This is a genomic window from Neisseria macacae ATCC 33926 (assembly GCF_022749495.1).
Classification (GTDB): Bacteria; Pseudomonadota; Gammaproteobacteria; order Burkholderiales; family Neisseriaceae; genus Neisseria; species Neisseria macacae.
The window spans coordinates 1,750,932-1,767,988 of record NZ_CP094241.1 but is presented as its reverse complement, the minus strand read 5'-3'; the positions used below and the strand labels follow the sequence as shown (position 1 = coordinate 1,767,988).

The window sequence follows — 17,057 nt, the reverse complement described above, 5'->3', positions numbered from 1 at the left end:
TTAGGTCGTCTGAATATTATTGGAACTGCATCATGAGCAAAAATACCGATTATCCGGTTACTCCTGCCGTCCGTTTCTTGCGTACACATCAAATTGATTTTGAGCCTTATATTTATGTTTATGAGGAACACGGCGGGACAGGGCAGTTTGCACAGTTGTTCGGTGTGGACGAGCATCAGGTGGTCAAAACCATCGTGCTGCAAAACGAAGCGAAGAAAGGGCTGGTCGTCGTGATGCACGGCGATAAGCAGATTTCGACCCGCAATCTGGCGCGCGATTTGGGCATGAAACACATCGAGCCTGCCGATCCGAAACAGGCAAACAAATGGACGGGCTATCTGGTGGGCGGGACGACGCCTTTCGGTATGAAAACCCGGTTGCCTGTGTATGTTGAAAAAAGTATTTGGGATTTGGAGAAAGTTTATATCAACGGCGGCAAACGCGGATTCATCATCGGTGTCAGTCCGCAGGCTTTGCGGGCTTTGAATCCGCAGGATGTACAGGTCGCCGTCTAAAGGGATGCAAAACGGTTTTAAGTCGGGAAACGCAGATTCGGGCAAATTTGAAGGTTTTATAAAAAGAACACAATGCCTGATTTTATATCTGTTTTCATTCTGTCAAACAGCCTGTTGCCGTGATTTCACGGTATCGGGCTTTGGCAAACACAAACCAAAGAGGCACACCCTAATATGGAAAACCGTAATTTTTATGAAATTCTCGGCATTTCGGCGGATGCGGACATTGCAGAAATCAGAAAAGCCTATCGCGATTCGGCAATGAAATACCATCCCGATCGTAATCCCGGCAATCCCGAAGCGGAAGAGCGTTTTAAGGAAATCCGTCAGGCTTACGATACGCTGGTCGATCCCGAACGTCGGGCATGGTACGACGAGTCGCTCCGTGAATTCAGCGGTAAAGGCGGGCAGACCGCCAGCCAGCAGACCGGTAGCGAGCATACGGCGGAAGCGCCGCGCCAAGACGGCGACCGGACTTATGTGATGGCGATGTATGCCTTGTTTGCCTTGGCATTTGCGACCTTGGTGATGCCTGTTGCCGGCATCGTTTTGGCGTATGTAAAACGTGGCGAAATGGACGACTCGGTTTATAATAACCACGCAGACTATCTGATTAAAACCTTCTGGGGCGGTCTGGCGGGGTTTGTTTTGAGTAAAATTACCGCGTTTATCGGCATCGACTCTGTGCTGCTGTTTTTGGTATCGGTTTGGTTTGCTTACCGTCTGGCGGTAGGTTTCGTCAGACTGACGGACAACAAGCGTATGTCTTTGGATACTTGGTTCTAAGCGCAACCGCCCGCCTTGTTTTCAGACGACCTTCGCATCCCGGGGTCGTCTGAAATTTTTGTATGGGTCGTTTGCGGGAAACTAAATATCAAAACAGGACACCAAGAAAGTCGTCTGAAAATTTGTCCACGCATCCGACACATTCAATCAAAGGAAAAACATGATTTATTTATTGGCAAGCATACTGTGCAGCGTGTCTGTGTCGGTTTTGCTCAAATTGGCGCGTAAGAACAAAATCGACGTCGCGCAGGCGGTGGCGGTGAACTACATCGTCGCAGTGGCGTTGACGGCTTGGGTGTTGAAACCCGATTTGAGCAACCCGAAAGCCTTTTTGCCGACTTGGTGGCTGTTTGGCGCGTTGGGCGTGCTGCTGCCTTCGGTGTTTGTGATTATGGGCAAGGCGGTCGATGCGGCGGGTATCGTCAAGTCCGATGCGGCGCAACGTTTGTCTTTGATACTGCCGATTATTTCCGCGTTCGTCATTTTTGGCGAAGCGTTGACCGAAGGGCGGCTGATAGGCATAGCTTTGGCGTTTGTGGCTTTGTTCTGCCTGTTGTGGAAAGCCGACGGCGGCAAGAAATCAGGCGGATTGGGTACGCAAATCACACTGCTTGCGGGCGTTTGGGCGGGCTACGGCATCATCGACATCCTCTTCAAACAGCTTGCCAAAAGTGGTACGGCGTTTTCCGGCAACCTTTTGGTCGCCTTCAGCCTCGCCGGTATTTTGATGTTCGGCTACCTTTTCTCCCAATCGACCAAATGGACGAAAGAAGGCATTATCGGTGGCATCGTTTTGGGCGGTTTGAACTTTGCCAACATCGTTACCTACATCACCGCCCACCAAATGATGAAAGACAACCCGACGCTGGTCTTCGCAGGCATGAACATCGGCGTCATCGTCTTGGGTACGCTGGTCGGCGCAATGGCGTTTAAAGAGAAAATCAGCAGCATCAATGCTGCAGGCATCAGCGTCGCCGTCTGCGCCATCGCCTGTTTGTTTTACTGGCCGCAGATACGGGGACTGGTCGGTATGTAAGCATGTAAAAGGTCGTCTGAAAAAGGTTTCAGACGACCTTTTACCTTTCGGGTGGGAGTGTTTTTCCTGCTTTGATAACAACGGCGCATTTGCAGCTAGACAACCCATGCAAAACGGTCTAATGTTCCGCCTGCATATGCACATTACTTGATAAACCAACGAATGAGAAGGTAAGAGAAATGACTGTCCGTATCGAACACGATTTGCTGGGCGACCGCGAAATCCCCGCCGAGGCGTATTGGGGCATCCATACTTTGCGCGCGGTGGAAAACTTTAAAATTTCCAATCAAAAAATTTCCGACGTGCCGCAGTTTGTCCGCAGCATGGTAATGGTGAAAAAAGCGACTGCGCAGGCAAACGGTGAGCTGGGCGCGGTGAAGCCCGAAATCGCCGCCGCCATCGAAAAGGCTTGCGATGAAGTGTTGCTTAAAGGCCGCTGCCTCGACCAATTCCCGTCCGACGTGTATCAGGGCGGCGCAGGGACTTCGGTCAACATGAACACCAACGAAGTCATCGCCAACCTTGCTTTGGAAATATTGGGCTACGAAAAAGGCCGCTACGACATCGTTAACCCGATGGACCATGTGAACGCCAGCCAGTCCACCAATGACGCGTATCCGACCGGCTTCAGGCTGGCGGTGTATTACAGCGTCGGCGAACTGCTGGAAAAACTGGCGTTGCTGAAAGACGCGTTTGCCGCCAAAGCCGATGAGTTTAAAGATGTTTTGAAAATGGGGCGTACCCAGCTTCAAGATGCCGTGCCGATGACGGCGGGGCAGGAGTTTCAGTCTTTCCAAGTGTTGCTGGAAGAAGAGATTTTGAATCTGGACCGCACGCGCGCCCTGCTGTTGGAAGTCAACTTGGGCGCAACCGCCATCGGCACGGGTGTGAACACGCCGAAAGGCTACGCGGCTTTGGCGGTGAAAAAATTGTCCGAAGTCAGCGGCTTGGATTGCAAACTGACCGAAAACCTGATTGAAGCGACTTCCGACTGCGGCGCGTATGTGATGGTACACGGCGCATTGAAGCGCACGGCGGTAAAATTATCTAAAATCTGTAACGACTTGCGCCTCTTGTCGTCCGGCCCGCGCGCCGGTTTGAAAGAGATTAACCTGCCGGAAATGCAGGCAGGCTCGTCGATTATGCCAGCCAAAGTCAACCCCGTGATTCCCGAAGTGGTCAACCAAGTCTGCTTCAAAGTCATCGGTAACGACACCACCATCACCTTCGCCGCCGAAGCGGGGCAGTTGCAATTAAACGTGATGGAGCCGGTCATCGCGCAATGTATGTTTGAAACCATCTCCCTCTTGGGTAACGCAGCCGTAAACCTTGCCGAAAAATGCGTCAAAGGCATTACCGTCAACCGCGAAATCTGCGAACGCTATGTGTTCAACTCCATCGGCCTGGTTACTTACCTGAACCCGTATATCGGACACGGCAACGGCGATTTGGTTGGCAAAATCTGCGCCCAAACCGGCAAAGGCGTGCGCGAAGTCGTACTCGAACGCGGCCTCTTGAGCGAAGCGGAACTCGACCGCATCCTGTCACCCGAAAACCTGATGAACCCGCATTTGTAAGATAGGGCATAAAGAAAAGGTCGTCTGAAAACGGAATTGCCGTTTCAGACGACCTTTTTCTATTTGTTCAAATTCTTATTTCAACATCAAAATCGCAGCCACCGCCGCAGCCGTGACAACTAAGGCGGCAATCAGTTTGGCGGCGGAAGCAAATTTCAAGGCAACGGTTTGCCCCTCGATATACTTGTAGCCGCTGATCATCGGGCGGATCAAATCTTTTTTCTTCAAAAACTTATACGCTAAGACCGTAACGATGTGTAAGCCTGCCAATGCCGCCAGCAGGTTGAAGAAATTGACGTGGATTTTGCGCATCAGGCTGCCCGTGTTCGAGCTGACCAAATGATTCAGATAGCCGCTGTCGGTAAACGTGTTTTCATCGGCGGCAAACAAGCCAGTCGTGACTTGCAGCAAGACCGCCACAATCAGCGCGATGACCATCAGCGCGCCCAAAGGGTTGTGTCCGGGCTGTTCGTTTTCCGTCAGGCTGCCTTGCAGGTAGCGGCGGATGGACGACGGACCGCGCACGAATTGCGAAAACCGCGCCGTATCGCTGCCCCACAAGCCCCAACACAGGCGGAAGACAATCAGCCCCGCCACCAGCAGCCCGCAGCGCAAGTGCCAAACCAGCATCCCGCCGCCTGCCTGCGCGCTGTACCACATAAATCCGACCAATAAGACCAAGAGCCAGTGAAACAGGCGCGTTGGCAAATCCCAGACTTTGACTTTTTGTTTCATTAAATATTCCTTGTTGTGTGGTTGTAGTGTTCCTATACGGGGCGGTAGAATCGTGAAAACAACAGTCGATAAAAGACATCCTCTTTTCGCCACGCATCCGCTATTTTATCCCAAACTCAGGCAGATTGATGATGAACCCGTCCTATAAGCTCCCCGATACGCCCGATTTTTTTCAGACGACCTCGCAATTTCCCGACGTATTCGCCCCACGCCAAGCGGAATCGCACAAAGGGACATACGGCACGCTCGCCGTCGTCGGCGGCGCATCGGGCATGAGCGGAGCCGTTGTTCTCGCTTCCACCGCCGCGATTTATCAAGGCAGCGGAAAAGTGTGGGCGGGCTTCAATCAAACCGCCTTGCCCTTCGCCGTCATCCCCGAACGCCCCGAAATCATGCTGGCGACTGCCGAAGACCTGCTGAAACGCAAGGACATCAGCGCATGGGCGGTCGGCTGCGGCATGGGTTTGGACGAAACTGCCGACTCAATCTTAAATATCGTGTTGACGCAAAATCAGGACGCACCGCTGCTGCTCGATGCCGACGCACTGACTTTGCTGGCAAGGTCGAATCCCGAAACCCGCGAAGCTGCACAAAAACGCGGCAATCTGATTCTGACCCCGCATCCCGCCGAAGCCGCCCGCCTGCTCGGTACATCCACCCAAGCCATCCAGCAAGACAGAATGTCCGCCGTCCACACCATCAGCGCAACATTCCAAGCCGTAACCGTCCTAAAAGGACACCGCACACTGGTCGCCGCTCCCGATGGCACGGTCTATACCAACCCAAGCGGCAACGCCGGACTTGCCACCGCAGGCAGCGGCGACGTTTTAAGCGGCATCATCGGCAGCCTGCTCGCTCAAGGCATCCCGCCGTTCCAAGCCGCTTGCGCCGGCGTATGGCTGCACGGCGCAGCGGCGGATGTCATCAAACATTCATCGGGCGTAGAAACCGGTATGCTCGCAGGCGAAATCGCCCCTGCCGCCCGATGGTTGAGGAATCGGCTGATGACGGATAAAACAAAAAATTGAGCAGGAAGGAGGTCGTCTGAAAACGGCTTTCAGACGACCTATGTGTTGTTATTAGATAAAAAAAGGGAAAAAATGAAACCGAATATTTTTGATATAGCCACTAAAGAACTAAGTCAGGATGCTTTTATTACTTGGCTATTGCTGTTTGCCGATGAGGGATGCAAACGAGAAGATGAGGTTTTAAATGAATGTGCGCGGGAATTTGTTACAGAATTAATCAAATCACACTATCCGAATTTTGATGAAAAAATTACTTCTGTGAAAGCAGGGAGGCAAAGGGAAAATATTGATATATGGGCTGAGGTGAATGATAAATATTTTATTGTAATTGAAGACAAAACCAATACTAAGGAGCATTCCAATCAGTTAAGCCGGTATAGGGAAGCTGCGGAGAGAATGGCGGAAGGTAAAAGCGTTGTCTGCATTTATATAAAAACCGGTAATGAAAACAAAGCAAGCCTGACAAGAGTGGAAAATAAAGGGTTCAAGGTTTTTGACAGGAAAAACCTTATTCGTATTCTCGAAAAATATACGGATCTTATAAAGAATAATATTTTTATAGATTTTCTCGAGCGGATTAAAAGGCTGGAGGAAAAAAATAATCAATTTGGAGAGATAGCCATTACGGAATGGCAGGGTATTGATTGGCAGGGATTTTTTCAATTTTTAGAAAATGAATTACCAGCGGCAGATATGTGGTGGGATTATGCAAATAATCCCAGTGGCGGTTTTTGGTGGTATGCCTTTTCTAAATTGCCGCTGACAGACAAAAATTTTATTTATATGCAGTTGGAGCAAAGTAAGGCAAGGCTTTGCTTTAAGGTCAATATATCTGACGAGAGTGTTGAAAACGATAGAAGACAAATACGATATAAACTTTTTAAGTTGTTTATATCGGAAGCTCGCAAAGAAGGTTTCTTCGAGATTAAAAAACCGAAAAAGTTTGGGAAGGGGAAAACTATGACGTTTGCCGTGGTTGAAAGAGAGGAGTGGTTTGGTAACGATAAGTTGGATAGGGAGGGTGTTATTAAAAATATCTTGAAATATCAAAAATTTTTCACAGAGTTTCAGAAAAAATTTAAAGCCGATACGCAGTCTCCAGAATAGGCATAAATACCTAGTTTACGTTTTAAAAAACAATACATACAGGATTTCAGACGACCTCCCCATCCGTTTGAAATCCTCCTTCGTCCCGATTAAACTGCCGACTTGCTCTTTTACCATCATCCTTATTTTGTCCATCACACACCATGTCCAAACCGCTTATCATCCGCTGGCTTGCCGTCTGCCTGATACCCTTGGCGACGCTTGCCGTTTTCGCCGTCAATCCGCCTGAAGACGCGGCGCAACACTTAATCAACGGCATCATCCTTGCCTGCGAAGCGACATTTCTGTTCAAATTCGTCCTTTTCGACACCATCAAGCATCATCTTAAGCAAGAGTTTGATTTGAAACGTCAAACCATGCTGCTGTTTATTCCAATCGTTTTGCTGATTGTGTATTTGTTCCACTATTTCGGCGCGTTTTAGTTTTGAAAAGGTCGTCTGAAACCGATTTCAGACGACCTCGAGTCTTTTATGAATACACACGCTTTCCCTGTTTGTTGGATTTTTTGCAACGTTATCGACAATTTCGGCGACATCGGCGTTTCCTTGCGGCTTGCCCGTGTTTTGCACCGTGAACTTGGTTGGCAGGTGCATTTGTGGACGGACGATGTGTCCGCCTTGCGTGCGCTTTGTCCCGATTTGCCCGACGTTCCCTGCGTTCATCAGGATATTCATGTCCGCACTTGGCATGCTGAAGTGGCGGATATTAATAATGCGCCTGTTCCCGATATTGTCATCGAAACTTTCGCCTGTGATCTGCCTGAAAATGTGTTGCACATCATCCGCCAACACAAGCCGCTTTGGCTGAATTGGGAGTATTTGAGCGCGGAGGAAAGCAATGAAAGGCTGCATCTGATGCCTTCGCCGCAGGAGGGTGTTCAAAAATATTTTTGGTTTATGGGTTTCAGCGAAAAAAGCGGCGGGTTGATACGCGAACGCGATTACCGCGATGCCGTCCGTTTCGATACCGAAGCCTTGCGAGAGCGGCTGATGTTGCCCGAAAAAAACGCGCCCGAATGGCTGCTTTTCGGCTACCGGAGCGATATTTGGGCAAAATGGCTGGACATGTGGCAACAGGCAGGCAGCGAGTTGACCCTGTTGCTGGCGGGTACGCAAATTATTGACAGCCTCAAGCAAAGCGGCGTTATTCCGCAAGATGCCCTGCAGAACGACGGCGATGTTTTTCAGACGACCTCAGTCCGCCTCGTCAAAATCCCTTTCGTGCCGCAACAGGATTTCGACAAACTGCTGCACCTCGCCGACTGCGCCGTGATACGCGGCGAAGACAGTTTCGTCCGCGCCCAGCTTGCCGGCAAACCCTTCTTTTGGCACATCTACCCGCAAGACGAGAATGTCCATCTCGACAAACTCCACGCCTTTTGGGATAAGGCACACGGCTTCTACACGCCCGAAACCGCCTCGGCACACCGCCGCCTTTCAGACGACCTCAACGGCGGAGAGGCATTATCCGCAACGCAGCGCCTGGAATGTTGGCAAATCCTGCAACAACACCAAAACGACTGGCGGCAAGGTGCGGAGGACTGGAGCCGTTATCTTTTCGAGCAGCCTTCCGCCCCCGAAAAACTCGCCGCCTTTATTTCAAAGCTTAAAAAAATACGCTAAAATAGCGCGTTTATTTACAACCGATTTGATTGGACAATACATGAAAACAGCACAAGAACTGCGCGCCGGCAACGTATTCATGGTCGGCAACGATCCTATGGTCGTTCAAAAAACCGAATACATCAAAGGCGGCCGCTCTTCCGCCAAAGTCAGCATGAAACTGAAAAACCTGCTGACCGGTGCCGCTTCCGAAACCATTTACAAAGCCGACGACAAATTCGACGTCGTCATCCTGTCCCGCAAAAACTGTACTTACAGCTACTTTGCCGACCCTATGTACGTCTTCATGGACGAAGAATTCAACCAATACGAAATCGAAGCCGACAACATCGGCGACGCGTTGAAATTCATCGTTGACGGTATGGAAGACCAATGCGAAGTGACCTTCTACGAAGGCAACCCCATTTCTGTCGAACTGCCTACCATTATCGTACGCGAAGTTGAATACACCGAGCCTGCCGTTAAAGGCGATACTTCCGGCAAAGTGATGAAAACCGCGCGTCTAGTCGGCGGCACTGAAATCCAAGTGATGTCTTACATCGAAAACGGCGACAAAGTCGAAATCGATACCCGTACCGGCGAATTCCGCAAACGCGCTTAAGCATCAGCTGCGGTCAAGATAAAAGGTCGTCTGAAAATTTTCAGACGACCTTTTGCCATCTCTGCGTGTTAAGTCAAGGCGCGAATCTTAAATAAGATGGGACAATGTTCCCTTTGAATCTGAACGCAGCATCATCGTTGCGAATACCAAGCCGCCGTGTGATACGAATGATGCAGAGGGTCGTCTGAAAGCGGAAAAGGGGGTATTAAGACTTTTTCAGACGACCTTTGCTTGATGGATGGGGGGGTACGGCTTCCTTTATCCGTTTCGGAATAAGCAATATAAAAAAGTATTCTTTGTGTTTGCCGCAATTTCACTTAGAATGCGGCTCTTGCACACTTTTTCTTCAGGAGAGGATTATGTTGAAAAAATTCGTACTCGGCGGCATGACCGCATTGGTTTTGGCGGCCTGCGGCGGAGAGGGCGGTAGCGCGTCTTCTTCTGCTCCCGCCCAATCTGCCAACGCTTCCGGTTCTTTAATCGAGCGTATCAACAATAAAGGTACGATTACCGTTGGTACCGAAGGCACTTACGCGCCGTTTACCTACCACGACAAAGACGGCAAGCTGACCGGCTACGATGTGGAAGTTACCCGCGCTGTTGCCGACAAACTGGGCGTGAAAGTCGAATTTAAAGAAACGCAATGGGATTCGATGATGGCGGGTTTGAAGGCGGGACGTTTCGACGTGGTGGCAAACCAAGTCGGTCTGACCAGCCCCGAACGCCAAGCAACATTCGACAAATCCGAACCTTACAGCTGGAGCGGTGCGGTTTTGGTTGCGCGCAAAGACAGCAACATCAAATCCATCGACGACATCAAAGGCGTCAAAACCGCGCAATCCCTGACCAGCAACTACGGCGAAAAAGCCAAAGCTGCGGGTGCGGAACTCGTACCGGTGGACGGTTTGGCACAATCGCTGACCCTGATTGAACAAAAACGCGCCGATGTGACTTTGAACGATGAATTGGCAGTTTTAGACTATCTGAAGAAAAACCCGAATGCCGGCGTGAAAATCGTTTGGTCTGCGCCTGCCGATGAAAAAGTCGGTTCCGGCTTGATTGTCAATAAAGGCAATGACGAAGTCGTAGCGAAATTCAGCACGGCAATCAACGAGCTGAAAGCCGACGGCACGCTGAAAAAACTGGGCGAACAATTCTTCGGAAAAGACATCAGTGTTAAATAATTTTCTTGCTTCACTGCCGTTTATGACGGAAACACGCGCCGACATGATTGTCAGCGCGTTTTTGCCTATAGTCAAAGCCGGGTTTATGGTGTCGCTGCCGCTGGCGGTGGCATCGTTCCTGATCGGGATGGTGATTGCCATCGCCGTGGCTTTGGTGCGGATTATGCCTGCGGGCGGCATCGTACGGAAAATCCTGCTGAAACTGGTGGAAACTTATATTTCCATCATCAGGGGGACGCCGCTGTTGGTGCAACTTGTGATTGTGTTTTACGGGCTGCCGTCCGTCGGTATTTTCATTGATCCGATTCCTGCCGCCATCATCGGCTTCTCGCTCAATATCGGCGCATATGCTTCCGAAACCATACGCGCGGCGATTATGTCCGTGCCGAAAGGGCAGTGGGAGGCGGGTTTCTCCATCGGCATGACCTATATGCAGACTTTCCGCCGCATCGTCGCGCCGCAGGCATTTCGCGTCGCTGTGCCACCTTTGAGCAATGAGTTTATCGGCTTGTTCAAAAATACCTCGCTCGCGGCGGTGGTGACGGTAACGGAATTGTTCCGCGTCGCTCAGGAAACGGCAAACCGTACCTACGATTTTGTGCCCGTCTTTATCGAAGCCGCTTTGGTTTACTGGTGTTTCTGCAAGGTTCTGTTCCTGATTCAGGCGCGCTTGGAAAAACGCTTTGACCGCTATGTCGCCAAATAAGGGAAAGCCATGATTAAAATCCGCAATATCCGCAAAACCTTCGGCGAAAACACCATTTTGCGCGGCATCGATTTGGATGTGGGCAAAGGGCAGGTGGTCGTCATCCTCGGACCTTCCGGCTCGGGTAAAACGACGTTTCTGCGCTGCTTAAACGCGCTGGAAATGCCCGAAGACGGACAAATCGAGTTCGACAACGAGCGACCGCTGAAAATCGATTTTTCCAAAAAAAACGACAAAGCACGACATCTTGGCGCTGCGCCGCAAATCCGGCATGGTGTTCCAACAATACAACCTTTTTCCGCACAAAACCGCGTTGGAAAACGTGATGGAAGGTCCGGTTGCCGTACAGGGTAAGCCTGCCGCCCAAGCGCGCGAAGAAGCTTTGAAATTGCTGGAAAAAGTCGGCTTGGGCGACAAGGTTAACCTTTATCCCTACCAGCTTTCCGGCGGTCAGCAACAGCGCGTCGGTATCGCCCGCGCATTGGCGATTCAGCCCGAGCTGATGTTGTTTGACGAACCCACTTCCGCGCTGGATCCCGAATTGGTGCAAGACGTATTGAACGCCATGAAGGAATTGGCGCAGGAAGGCTGGACGATGGTCGTCGTGACCCACGAAATCAAGTTTGCGCTGGAAGTTGCTACTACCGTTGTCGTCATGGACGGCGGCGTCATTGTAGAGCAGGGCAGTCCGAAAGAATTGTTCGAACACCCTAAACACGAACGGACGCGGAAATTTCTGCAACAAATCCGTAAGGATTCGGCAGATTATCGACATTAAGCCGTTTCGTTACATCAAAGGTCGTCTGAAAACGGACAGAGCGGGTTTCGCTCATACCGTCCGCCGTTTTCAGACGACCTTTTTCCATTATGGATTCACGTTGAAACGCTACGGCACCAACGAACGGCGACATCACGCTGTTTTCGCTATAAAATACCGCCTTTCCCATTTTTCCGCCCGTCCCTTACCATCATGATTGAAATCAAGAACCTCACCCTTCAACGCGGTTTGAAAGTCCTGCTCGACAAAGCCAATGCCACCGTCAATCCCGGTCAGCGCGTCGGTTTGATCGGTAAAAACGGGACGGGCAAATCCAGCTTGTTTGCCTTAATCAAGGGTGAAATCACTCAGGACGGCGGCGATATTTCGATTCCGAAAAATTGGCGGATGGCTTCCGTTTCCCAAGAAACGCCCGACTTGGACATCTCCGCGTTGGACTACGTTTTGCAGGGCGATGCCGAGTTGCAGGTTTTTCAGACGACCTTGGCGCAGGCGGAAGCGCAAAATGACGGCATGAAGCAGGCGGAATACCATGCCAAATTGGAAGAAATCGACGCTTATACCGCGCCGGCCCGTGCGGCGAAATTGTTGAACGGACTGGGTTTTTCGCAGGAAGAACACAGCCGTCCCGTTAAATCCTTTTCCGGCGGCTGGCGTATGCGTCTGAATCTTGCGCAAGCCCTGATTTGCCGTGCCGATTTGCTCTTGCTTGACGAACCGACCAACCACTTGGATTTGGAAACCGTTTTGTGGCTGGAAAACCACCTTGCCTCTTTACCCTGCACGCAAATCATCATTTCCCATGACCGTGATTTCCTCAATGCGGCAACCACCCAAACCATCGAATTGTTCCAGCAAAAGCTCACGCAATACGGCGGCAATTACGATTTTTACCAAAACGAACGCGCGCAACGTTTGGCGCAGCAACAAGCCGCCTATATCAAACAGCAGGCGCAAATCAAACATCTGCAATCCTTTATCGACCGCTTCAAAGCCAAAGCCACCAAAGCCGTTCAAGCGCAAAGCCGTATGAAGGCATTGGCGAAGCTCGAACGCATCGCTCCCGCGCATCTGGACAGCGAGTTTTCCTTTGAGTTTTACAATCCCGACCATCTGCCCAATCCCTTACTGAAGCTGGAGCACGCTGATTTGGGTTACGAAGGAAAAACCGTTTTGCACGACATTACCCTGTCGCTGGAGAGCGGCGCACGTTACGGGCTATTGGGTGTCAACGGCAGCGGTAAATCTACGTTTATCAAAGCTTTGGCAGGCAAAATCGATTTGCTCTCCGGCAGCATCGTCCGTTCCGAAAAACTCAATATCGGCTATTTCGCCCAACACCAGCTCGACACCATCCGCGCCGACCAAAGCCCTGTTTGGCATATTCAGCAGCTTTCTCCCGAAGTGCGCGAACAAGAAATCCGAAATTTCCTCGGCGGCTTCAACTTTGTCGGCGATATGGCGTTGCAGAAAACCGAACCCTTTTCCGGCGGAGAAAAAGCCCGCCTCGCTCTTGCCATGATTATCTGGCAAAAACCGAATTTGCTGCTGCTTGACGAGCCGACCAACCATTTGGACTTGGATATGCGCCACGCTCTGACGCTCGCGCTGCAAAGTTTCCAAGGCGCCTTAATCGTCGTATCGCACGACCGCAGCCTGCTTGAAGCCACTACCGACAGCTTCCTCCTGATTGACAAAGGTCGTCTGAAAAACTTTGACGGCGATTTAAACGATTATCGTCAATGGCGGTTGGCGCAGGAAAACGCCACAACCGCGCCTGCCGCTTCCGCGCAAAGCCAAAACCGCAAAGACACCAAGCGTATCGAAGCACAAATCCGTCAAGAAAAAGCCCGACGCGGCAAGCCGATACAGCAGAAAATCGACAAAGCCGAAAAAGAAATGGCGCAGCTTTCCGAAATTCAAACGGCATGTGAAACATTTTTGGCACAAGAAGAAGCCTATTCGGACGAAAATAAAACAAAATTACAACAAACCCTCACACAATTAACAGAAATTAAAGTAAAATTAACACAAATAGAAGAAAACTGGCTTTTGTGGCAGGAAGAGCTAGAGCAAATCCTGACGGAAATCGACGCAGAATTTACACAACTATAAATACTTCGCAGCGAGGGTTTCCGTACTTGTCTTCAAAAGCCGCCAAAAAATACAGTTCGGCATGGTCATTTCAGACCGTCGGACTGTATATAGTGGATTAACTTTAAATCAGGACAAGGCGACGAAGCCGCAGACAGTACAGATAGTACGGAACCGATTCACTTGGTGCTTCAGCACCTTAGAGAATCGTTCTCTTTGAGCTAAGGCGAGGCAACGCCGTACCGGTTTAAAGTTAATCCACTATAAAAACAAAAATAGGTCGTCTGAAAACTCAAACTACGGAAAACACATGCGTTCACGAATCAAGCAAGGGGCACTTATCGTCGCATCCTCCCTCATTTTGGGCTTATCCCTCCACACCGCAGCAGCCGTCTTCAGCTGCCATTCCAGTAACAGCAAAACCTACACATCCGAACCATCTGGAAACTGCACAGGCGCGGATCTGCCCAAAATCAGCAGCCACCAAGGCGGTGCATACCGTCTGAAAATCAACAAATTAAGTAGCGATACCGAAGAAAAGGCGGCCAAGCCCAAGAAGGCGCGTTCAAAAGAAAAATCGCGGGAAAAGGCGCAAGAGCAAGAGACAAAGAGCAAAAACCCCAAATCACGCGCCAAAAAATCGGATAAAGCCGCAAAAACGTCGTCTGAAAACGAGTGAGGCAATTTTCGCTAAAACGAATAAGACGGTTTGGTTTGAAATTAAAAAAGTCAGCCGTCCTATTTGAGAGAATATGCTGGCATTGTTATACTATTACAGTTGAATGCAATATCTATCGAACAATTACTTATTTCACATTACGACCTTACCATGAAACAATCATTCCACGCATTGGCAGCTTCATTGCTGATGTTTGCCGCCGCATCAGGCGCACAAGCTTCCTCTAAAATCTATACCTGCACAGTCAACGGCGAAGTCGTCTATACTTCCCGCCCATCCGGAAACTGCCATTCGGCAGATTTACCGACCATCGGCAAATACAGCAGCACGCGCTACGATGCTCCCGCTTTAGAAATGCCCGAGCCTGCTGCCGAAGCTCCGTCAAAACGAGCCGGCAACGCAAAACCTGCCCCTAAAAATACCGCTAAGGCAAATCCCGCACCTGCACCCATCCGTCCAGCTCCTGAAGTCGCAGCAACGCCTGCGCCCAAATCTTCCGGCAGTGCTAGCCGCCGTTCGATTTTGGAAACAGAGTTGAGCAACGAGCGTAAAGCGCTGGGCGAAGCGCAAAAATCTCTGGCGCAAGCCCGTGTAGCCAAAGGTGGTCATGTCAACCAACAGGAAATCAACAGCCTGCAAAGCGCGGTACTCGACCGCCAGCAAAACATCCAAGCCCTGCAAAGGGAATTGAGTCGGATGTAGGCTGTTCCCGCCTTCTTTACCTGCCTTTCTTGGTTTTACATTACGTTAAATATTTCTAAAATATAAAGTTTTACAATTAACCTTTAAAACTTTTAGAAATAGGTACGTATATGGCATCCTATTTGTCCGCTTTTGTACTGGCTGCACCTATGGTGCTTGCCGCCCCGTATGTTGCCGCTGCACATCCTGCACAAGAGCAGATGCAGCAAAATATCGATACTGTTTTGAAAATCGCACGCAATACTTCCTTGAGCGAGCCGCAGCGTGTCAAACAAATACAGCAGTATGCCGACCGTTATTTGGATTATGAACGCATTTCCGCTTTGGCTGTCGGCGCGCCTTGGCGCAATTTCTCAGTACAGCAGAAAACAGATTTTATTCAGGCATTCAAAGAGATGGTGGTTTCGATGTATTCCCATTCCGCTTTAGTGGGCGCTGCCGATGCGAAGGTTAAATTGCTGCCTAAAATGACTGAAAACGGCAATAAGTTTGATGTGTTTTCGGAACTTCAAACGAAGAGCGGTAAGAAATACGAAGTGGCGTATCAGCTTTATCGGGTAGGTTCTGCTTATAAAATCTACAATTTCCGTTTGGATGGCACAAGCTTGGTAACGGTATACCGCAATCAATTCAATGAGTTGATCAAACAAAAAGGTATTGACGGTACTATTGCCGTCGTTAAAGCCAAAGGTTTGAAAAAGCAATAATTTGATTGATAATTTTCCTGTTTTCTCAAGAGAAGGATTGGGATAGCTGTCTCATTTGAGGATAAGGGATATTATAGTGGATTAAATTTAAATCAGGACAAGGTGACGAAGCCGCAGACAGTACAGATAGTACGGAACCGATTCACTTGGTGCTTCAGCACCTTAGAGAATCGTTCTCTTTGAGCTAAGGCGAGGCAACGCCGTACTGGTTTAAAGTTAATCCACTATAGTAAAGCACAGAATGGATGGATTCTGTGCTATTTCTATGGCTTGTGATATTCAGATTAAGACCAAATTACAACGTTACATCCTGATCTATTTGCGCCACGTTTATCAAGCCATCAAGTGTTTGCTCATTTGCGGAACGCTGTTGTCCTCAAATTTAATCAGGCTGGCTTTCGCGTGATAACCCAATACTTTGGCAACAAGTCCACTCATGGTTTTTCTCAACATGCGGTTGTAGCGTTCTGCTGAGCGATTGTAGGCGCGTCGCGCAGATACAACATCAGTTTCGGCGGCGTCCAGCATTTCAAGCTGGCTTTTCAGACCTTGATCTGGGCGTTGTTTCAGGCTTTTTTCTAAAACTTCTTGCAGGGCGCGGAGTGAGTTGTTCAAGCTTGCTTCCGCGTTGCACAAGCGCGAAAGGGATTCAGGTGAAAATGATTTGGATGCTTGGGTCAATACGGCTTCAGCATCGCCACATGAGGATAATAAATTGCTGTCAACATTGTCGTCTTCGCGCCCAAGGTAAATTTTTGAAGCATCCAAAACATGTCTGACTGCCTGATGGCGGCATGCTAGGACGATACGGAGTGCAACAAAAGATTCTTGATAATCTCTTTTGCAACGGTCTAATTTTTGTTTGAAGTTGAGCAGTAATACGGTCAGTATTACGGCGATGAAGATAAGACTGATGATTCCCATAGCGTGCATCCTTATTGTTTGTTGCTGTAATGTGTTGTTTGATATAGTGGATTAACTTTAAACCAGTACGGCGTTGCCTCGCCTTAGCTCAAAGAGAACGATTCTCTAAGGTGCTGAAGCACCAAGTGAATCGGTTCCGTACTATCTGTACTGTCTGTGGCTTCGTCGCCTTGTCCTGATTTAAATTTAATCCACTATATATGCGGATTTTGCTGTTTGTGAGTAGATACAGTTAGCCGCTGTTTTAATTTAGTTTCGTGTAATTATACCCCAAAT

General features: G+C 49.6%; 17 protein-coding genes and 1 pseudogene. 16 read left to right on the top strand and 2 right to left on the bottom strand.

The window, feature by feature from the left end; all coding sequences use genetic code 11:
• Positions 1-32 precede the first annotated feature (32 nt).
• From ybaK to aspA, 4 genes are all read left to right on the top strand, one after another.
• Entirely contained in the window at positions 33-515 is a 483-nt protein-coding gene (gene ybaK / locus MON40_RS08510) for a Cys-tRNA(Pro) deacylase (protein ID WP_003765517.1), read from the top strand.
• 174 nt (positions 516-689) lie between these two features.
• Positions 690-1,301, top strand: coding sequence for a DUF4870 family protein (locus MON40_RS08505; protein WP_003777892.1), 612 nt, complete (start codon positions 690-692; stop codon positions 1,299-1,301).
• Positions 1,302-1,461: 160 nt separating this feature from the next.
• The gene (locus MON40_RS08500; protein ID WP_003777893.1) at positions 1,462-2,337 is read left to right on the top strand and encodes a DMT family transporter; all 876 of its coding nucleotides are present in this window, start codon (positions 1,462-1,464) and stop codon (positions 2,335-2,337) included.
• 179 nt (positions 2,338-2,516) lie between these two features.
• Complete coding sequence (aspA, locus tag MON40_RS08495) at positions 2,517-3,914, top strand: aspartate ammonia-lyase (RefSeq protein ID WP_003777898.1); 1,398 nt, start codon at positions 2,517-2,519, stop codon at positions 3,912-3,914.
• Between the two features lie 75 nt (positions 3,915-3,989).
• Here aspA and MON40_RS08490 read toward each other — a convergent pair whose 3' ends face one another.
• Positions 3,990-4,649 carry a cytochrome b/b6 domain-containing protein gene (locus MON40_RS08490; RefSeq protein WP_003777900.1) on the bottom strand — a complete coding sequence of 220 codons (660 nt, stop codon included), beginning with the start codon at positions 4,647-4,649 and terminating at the stop codon, positions 3,990-3,992.
• Between the two features lie 128 nt (positions 4,650-4,777).
• Here MON40_RS08490 and MON40_RS08485 point away from each other — a divergent pair, with 128 nt between their 5' ends.
• From MON40_RS08485 to MON40_RS08430, 12 genes and pseudogenes are all read left to right on the top strand, one after another.
• Positions 4,778-5,677, top strand: coding sequence for an NAD(P)H-hydrate dehydratase (locus MON40_RS08485; protein ID WP_003777903.1), 900 nt, complete (start codon positions 4,778-4,780; stop codon positions 5,675-5,677).
• Positions 5,678-5,749: 72 nt separating this feature from the next.
• Positions 5,750-6,784, top strand: a complete 1,035-nt coding sequence (locus tag MON40_RS08480) for a PD-(D/E)XK nuclease family protein (RefSeq protein WP_003777906.1) — start codon at positions 5,750-5,752, stop codon at positions 6,782-6,784.
• 143 nt (positions 6,785-6,927) lie between these two features.
• Entirely contained in the window at positions 6,928-7,206 is a 279-nt protein-coding gene (locus MON40_RS08475; RefSeq protein ID WP_003758590.1) for a hypothetical protein, read from the top strand.
• 48 nt (positions 7,207-7,254) lie between these two features.
• Positions 7,255-8,406, top strand: coding sequence for an elongation factor P maturation arginine rhamnosyltransferase EarP (earP, locus tag MON40_RS08470; RefSeq protein WP_039862899.1), 1,152 nt, complete (start codon positions 7,255-7,257; stop codon positions 8,404-8,406).
• Between the two features lie 40 nt (positions 8,407-8,446).
• On the top strand, positions 8,447-9,007 hold the full coding sequence (gene efp / locus MON40_RS08465; RefSeq protein WP_002219406.1) for an elongation factor P: 561 nt from the start codon (positions 8,447-8,449) through the stop codon (positions 9,005-9,007).
• A 359-nt stretch (positions 9,008-9,366) separates the two neighbouring features.
• The gene (locus MON40_RS08460) at positions 9,367-10,191 is read left to right on the top strand and encodes an amino acid ABC transporter substrate-binding protein (RefSeq protein ID WP_003777918.1); all 825 of its coding nucleotides are present in this window, start codon (positions 9,367-9,369) and stop codon (positions 10,189-10,191) included.
• The gene (locus tag MON40_RS08455; RefSeq protein WP_003777920.1) at positions 10,181-10,897 is read left to right on the top strand and encodes an amino acid ABC transporter permease; all 717 of its coding nucleotides are present in this window, start codon (positions 10,181-10,183) and stop codon (positions 10,895-10,897) included. Before MON40_RS08460 ends, MON40_RS08455 begins: the two co-directional genes overlap by 11 nt.
• 9 nt (positions 10,898-10,906) lie before the next feature.
• Positions 10,907-11,675: pseudogene (locus MON40_RS08450) on the top strand (amino acid ABC transporter ATP-binding protein).
• Between the two features lie 192 nt (positions 11,676-11,867).
• Positions 11,868-13,790, top strand: coding sequence for an ATP-binding cassette domain-containing protein (locus MON40_RS08445; protein ID WP_003777926.1), 1,923 nt, complete (start codon positions 11,868-11,870; stop codon positions 13,788-13,790).
• Positions 13,791-14,079: 289 nt separating this feature from the next.
• The gene (locus MON40_RS08440; protein ID WP_003777928.1) at positions 14,080-14,448 is read left to right on the top strand and encodes a hypothetical protein; all 369 of its coding nucleotides are present in this window, start codon (positions 14,080-14,082) and stop codon (positions 14,446-14,448) included.
• A 150-nt stretch (positions 14,449-14,598) separates the two neighbouring features.
• Entirely contained in the window at positions 14,599-15,150 is a 552-nt protein-coding gene (locus MON40_RS08435) for a hypothetical protein (protein WP_039862900.1), read from the top strand.
• A gap of 110 nt (positions 15,151-15,260) precedes the next feature.
• Positions 15,261-15,857, top strand: a complete 597-nt coding sequence (locus MON40_RS08430) for an MlaC/ttg2D family ABC transporter substrate-binding protein (protein WP_003777931.1) — start codon at positions 15,261-15,263, stop codon at positions 15,855-15,857.
• Positions 15,858-16,190: 333 nt separating this feature from the next.
• Here the strand turns inward: MON40_RS08430 and MON40_RS08425 are convergent, their stop codons facing one another.
• A complete protein-coding gene (locus tag MON40_RS08425) occupies positions 16,191-16,790 on the bottom strand; it encodes a LemA family protein (RefSeq protein ID WP_003777933.1) in 600 nt (199 codons plus the stop codon).
• Positions 16,791-17,057 lie beyond the last annotated feature (267 nt).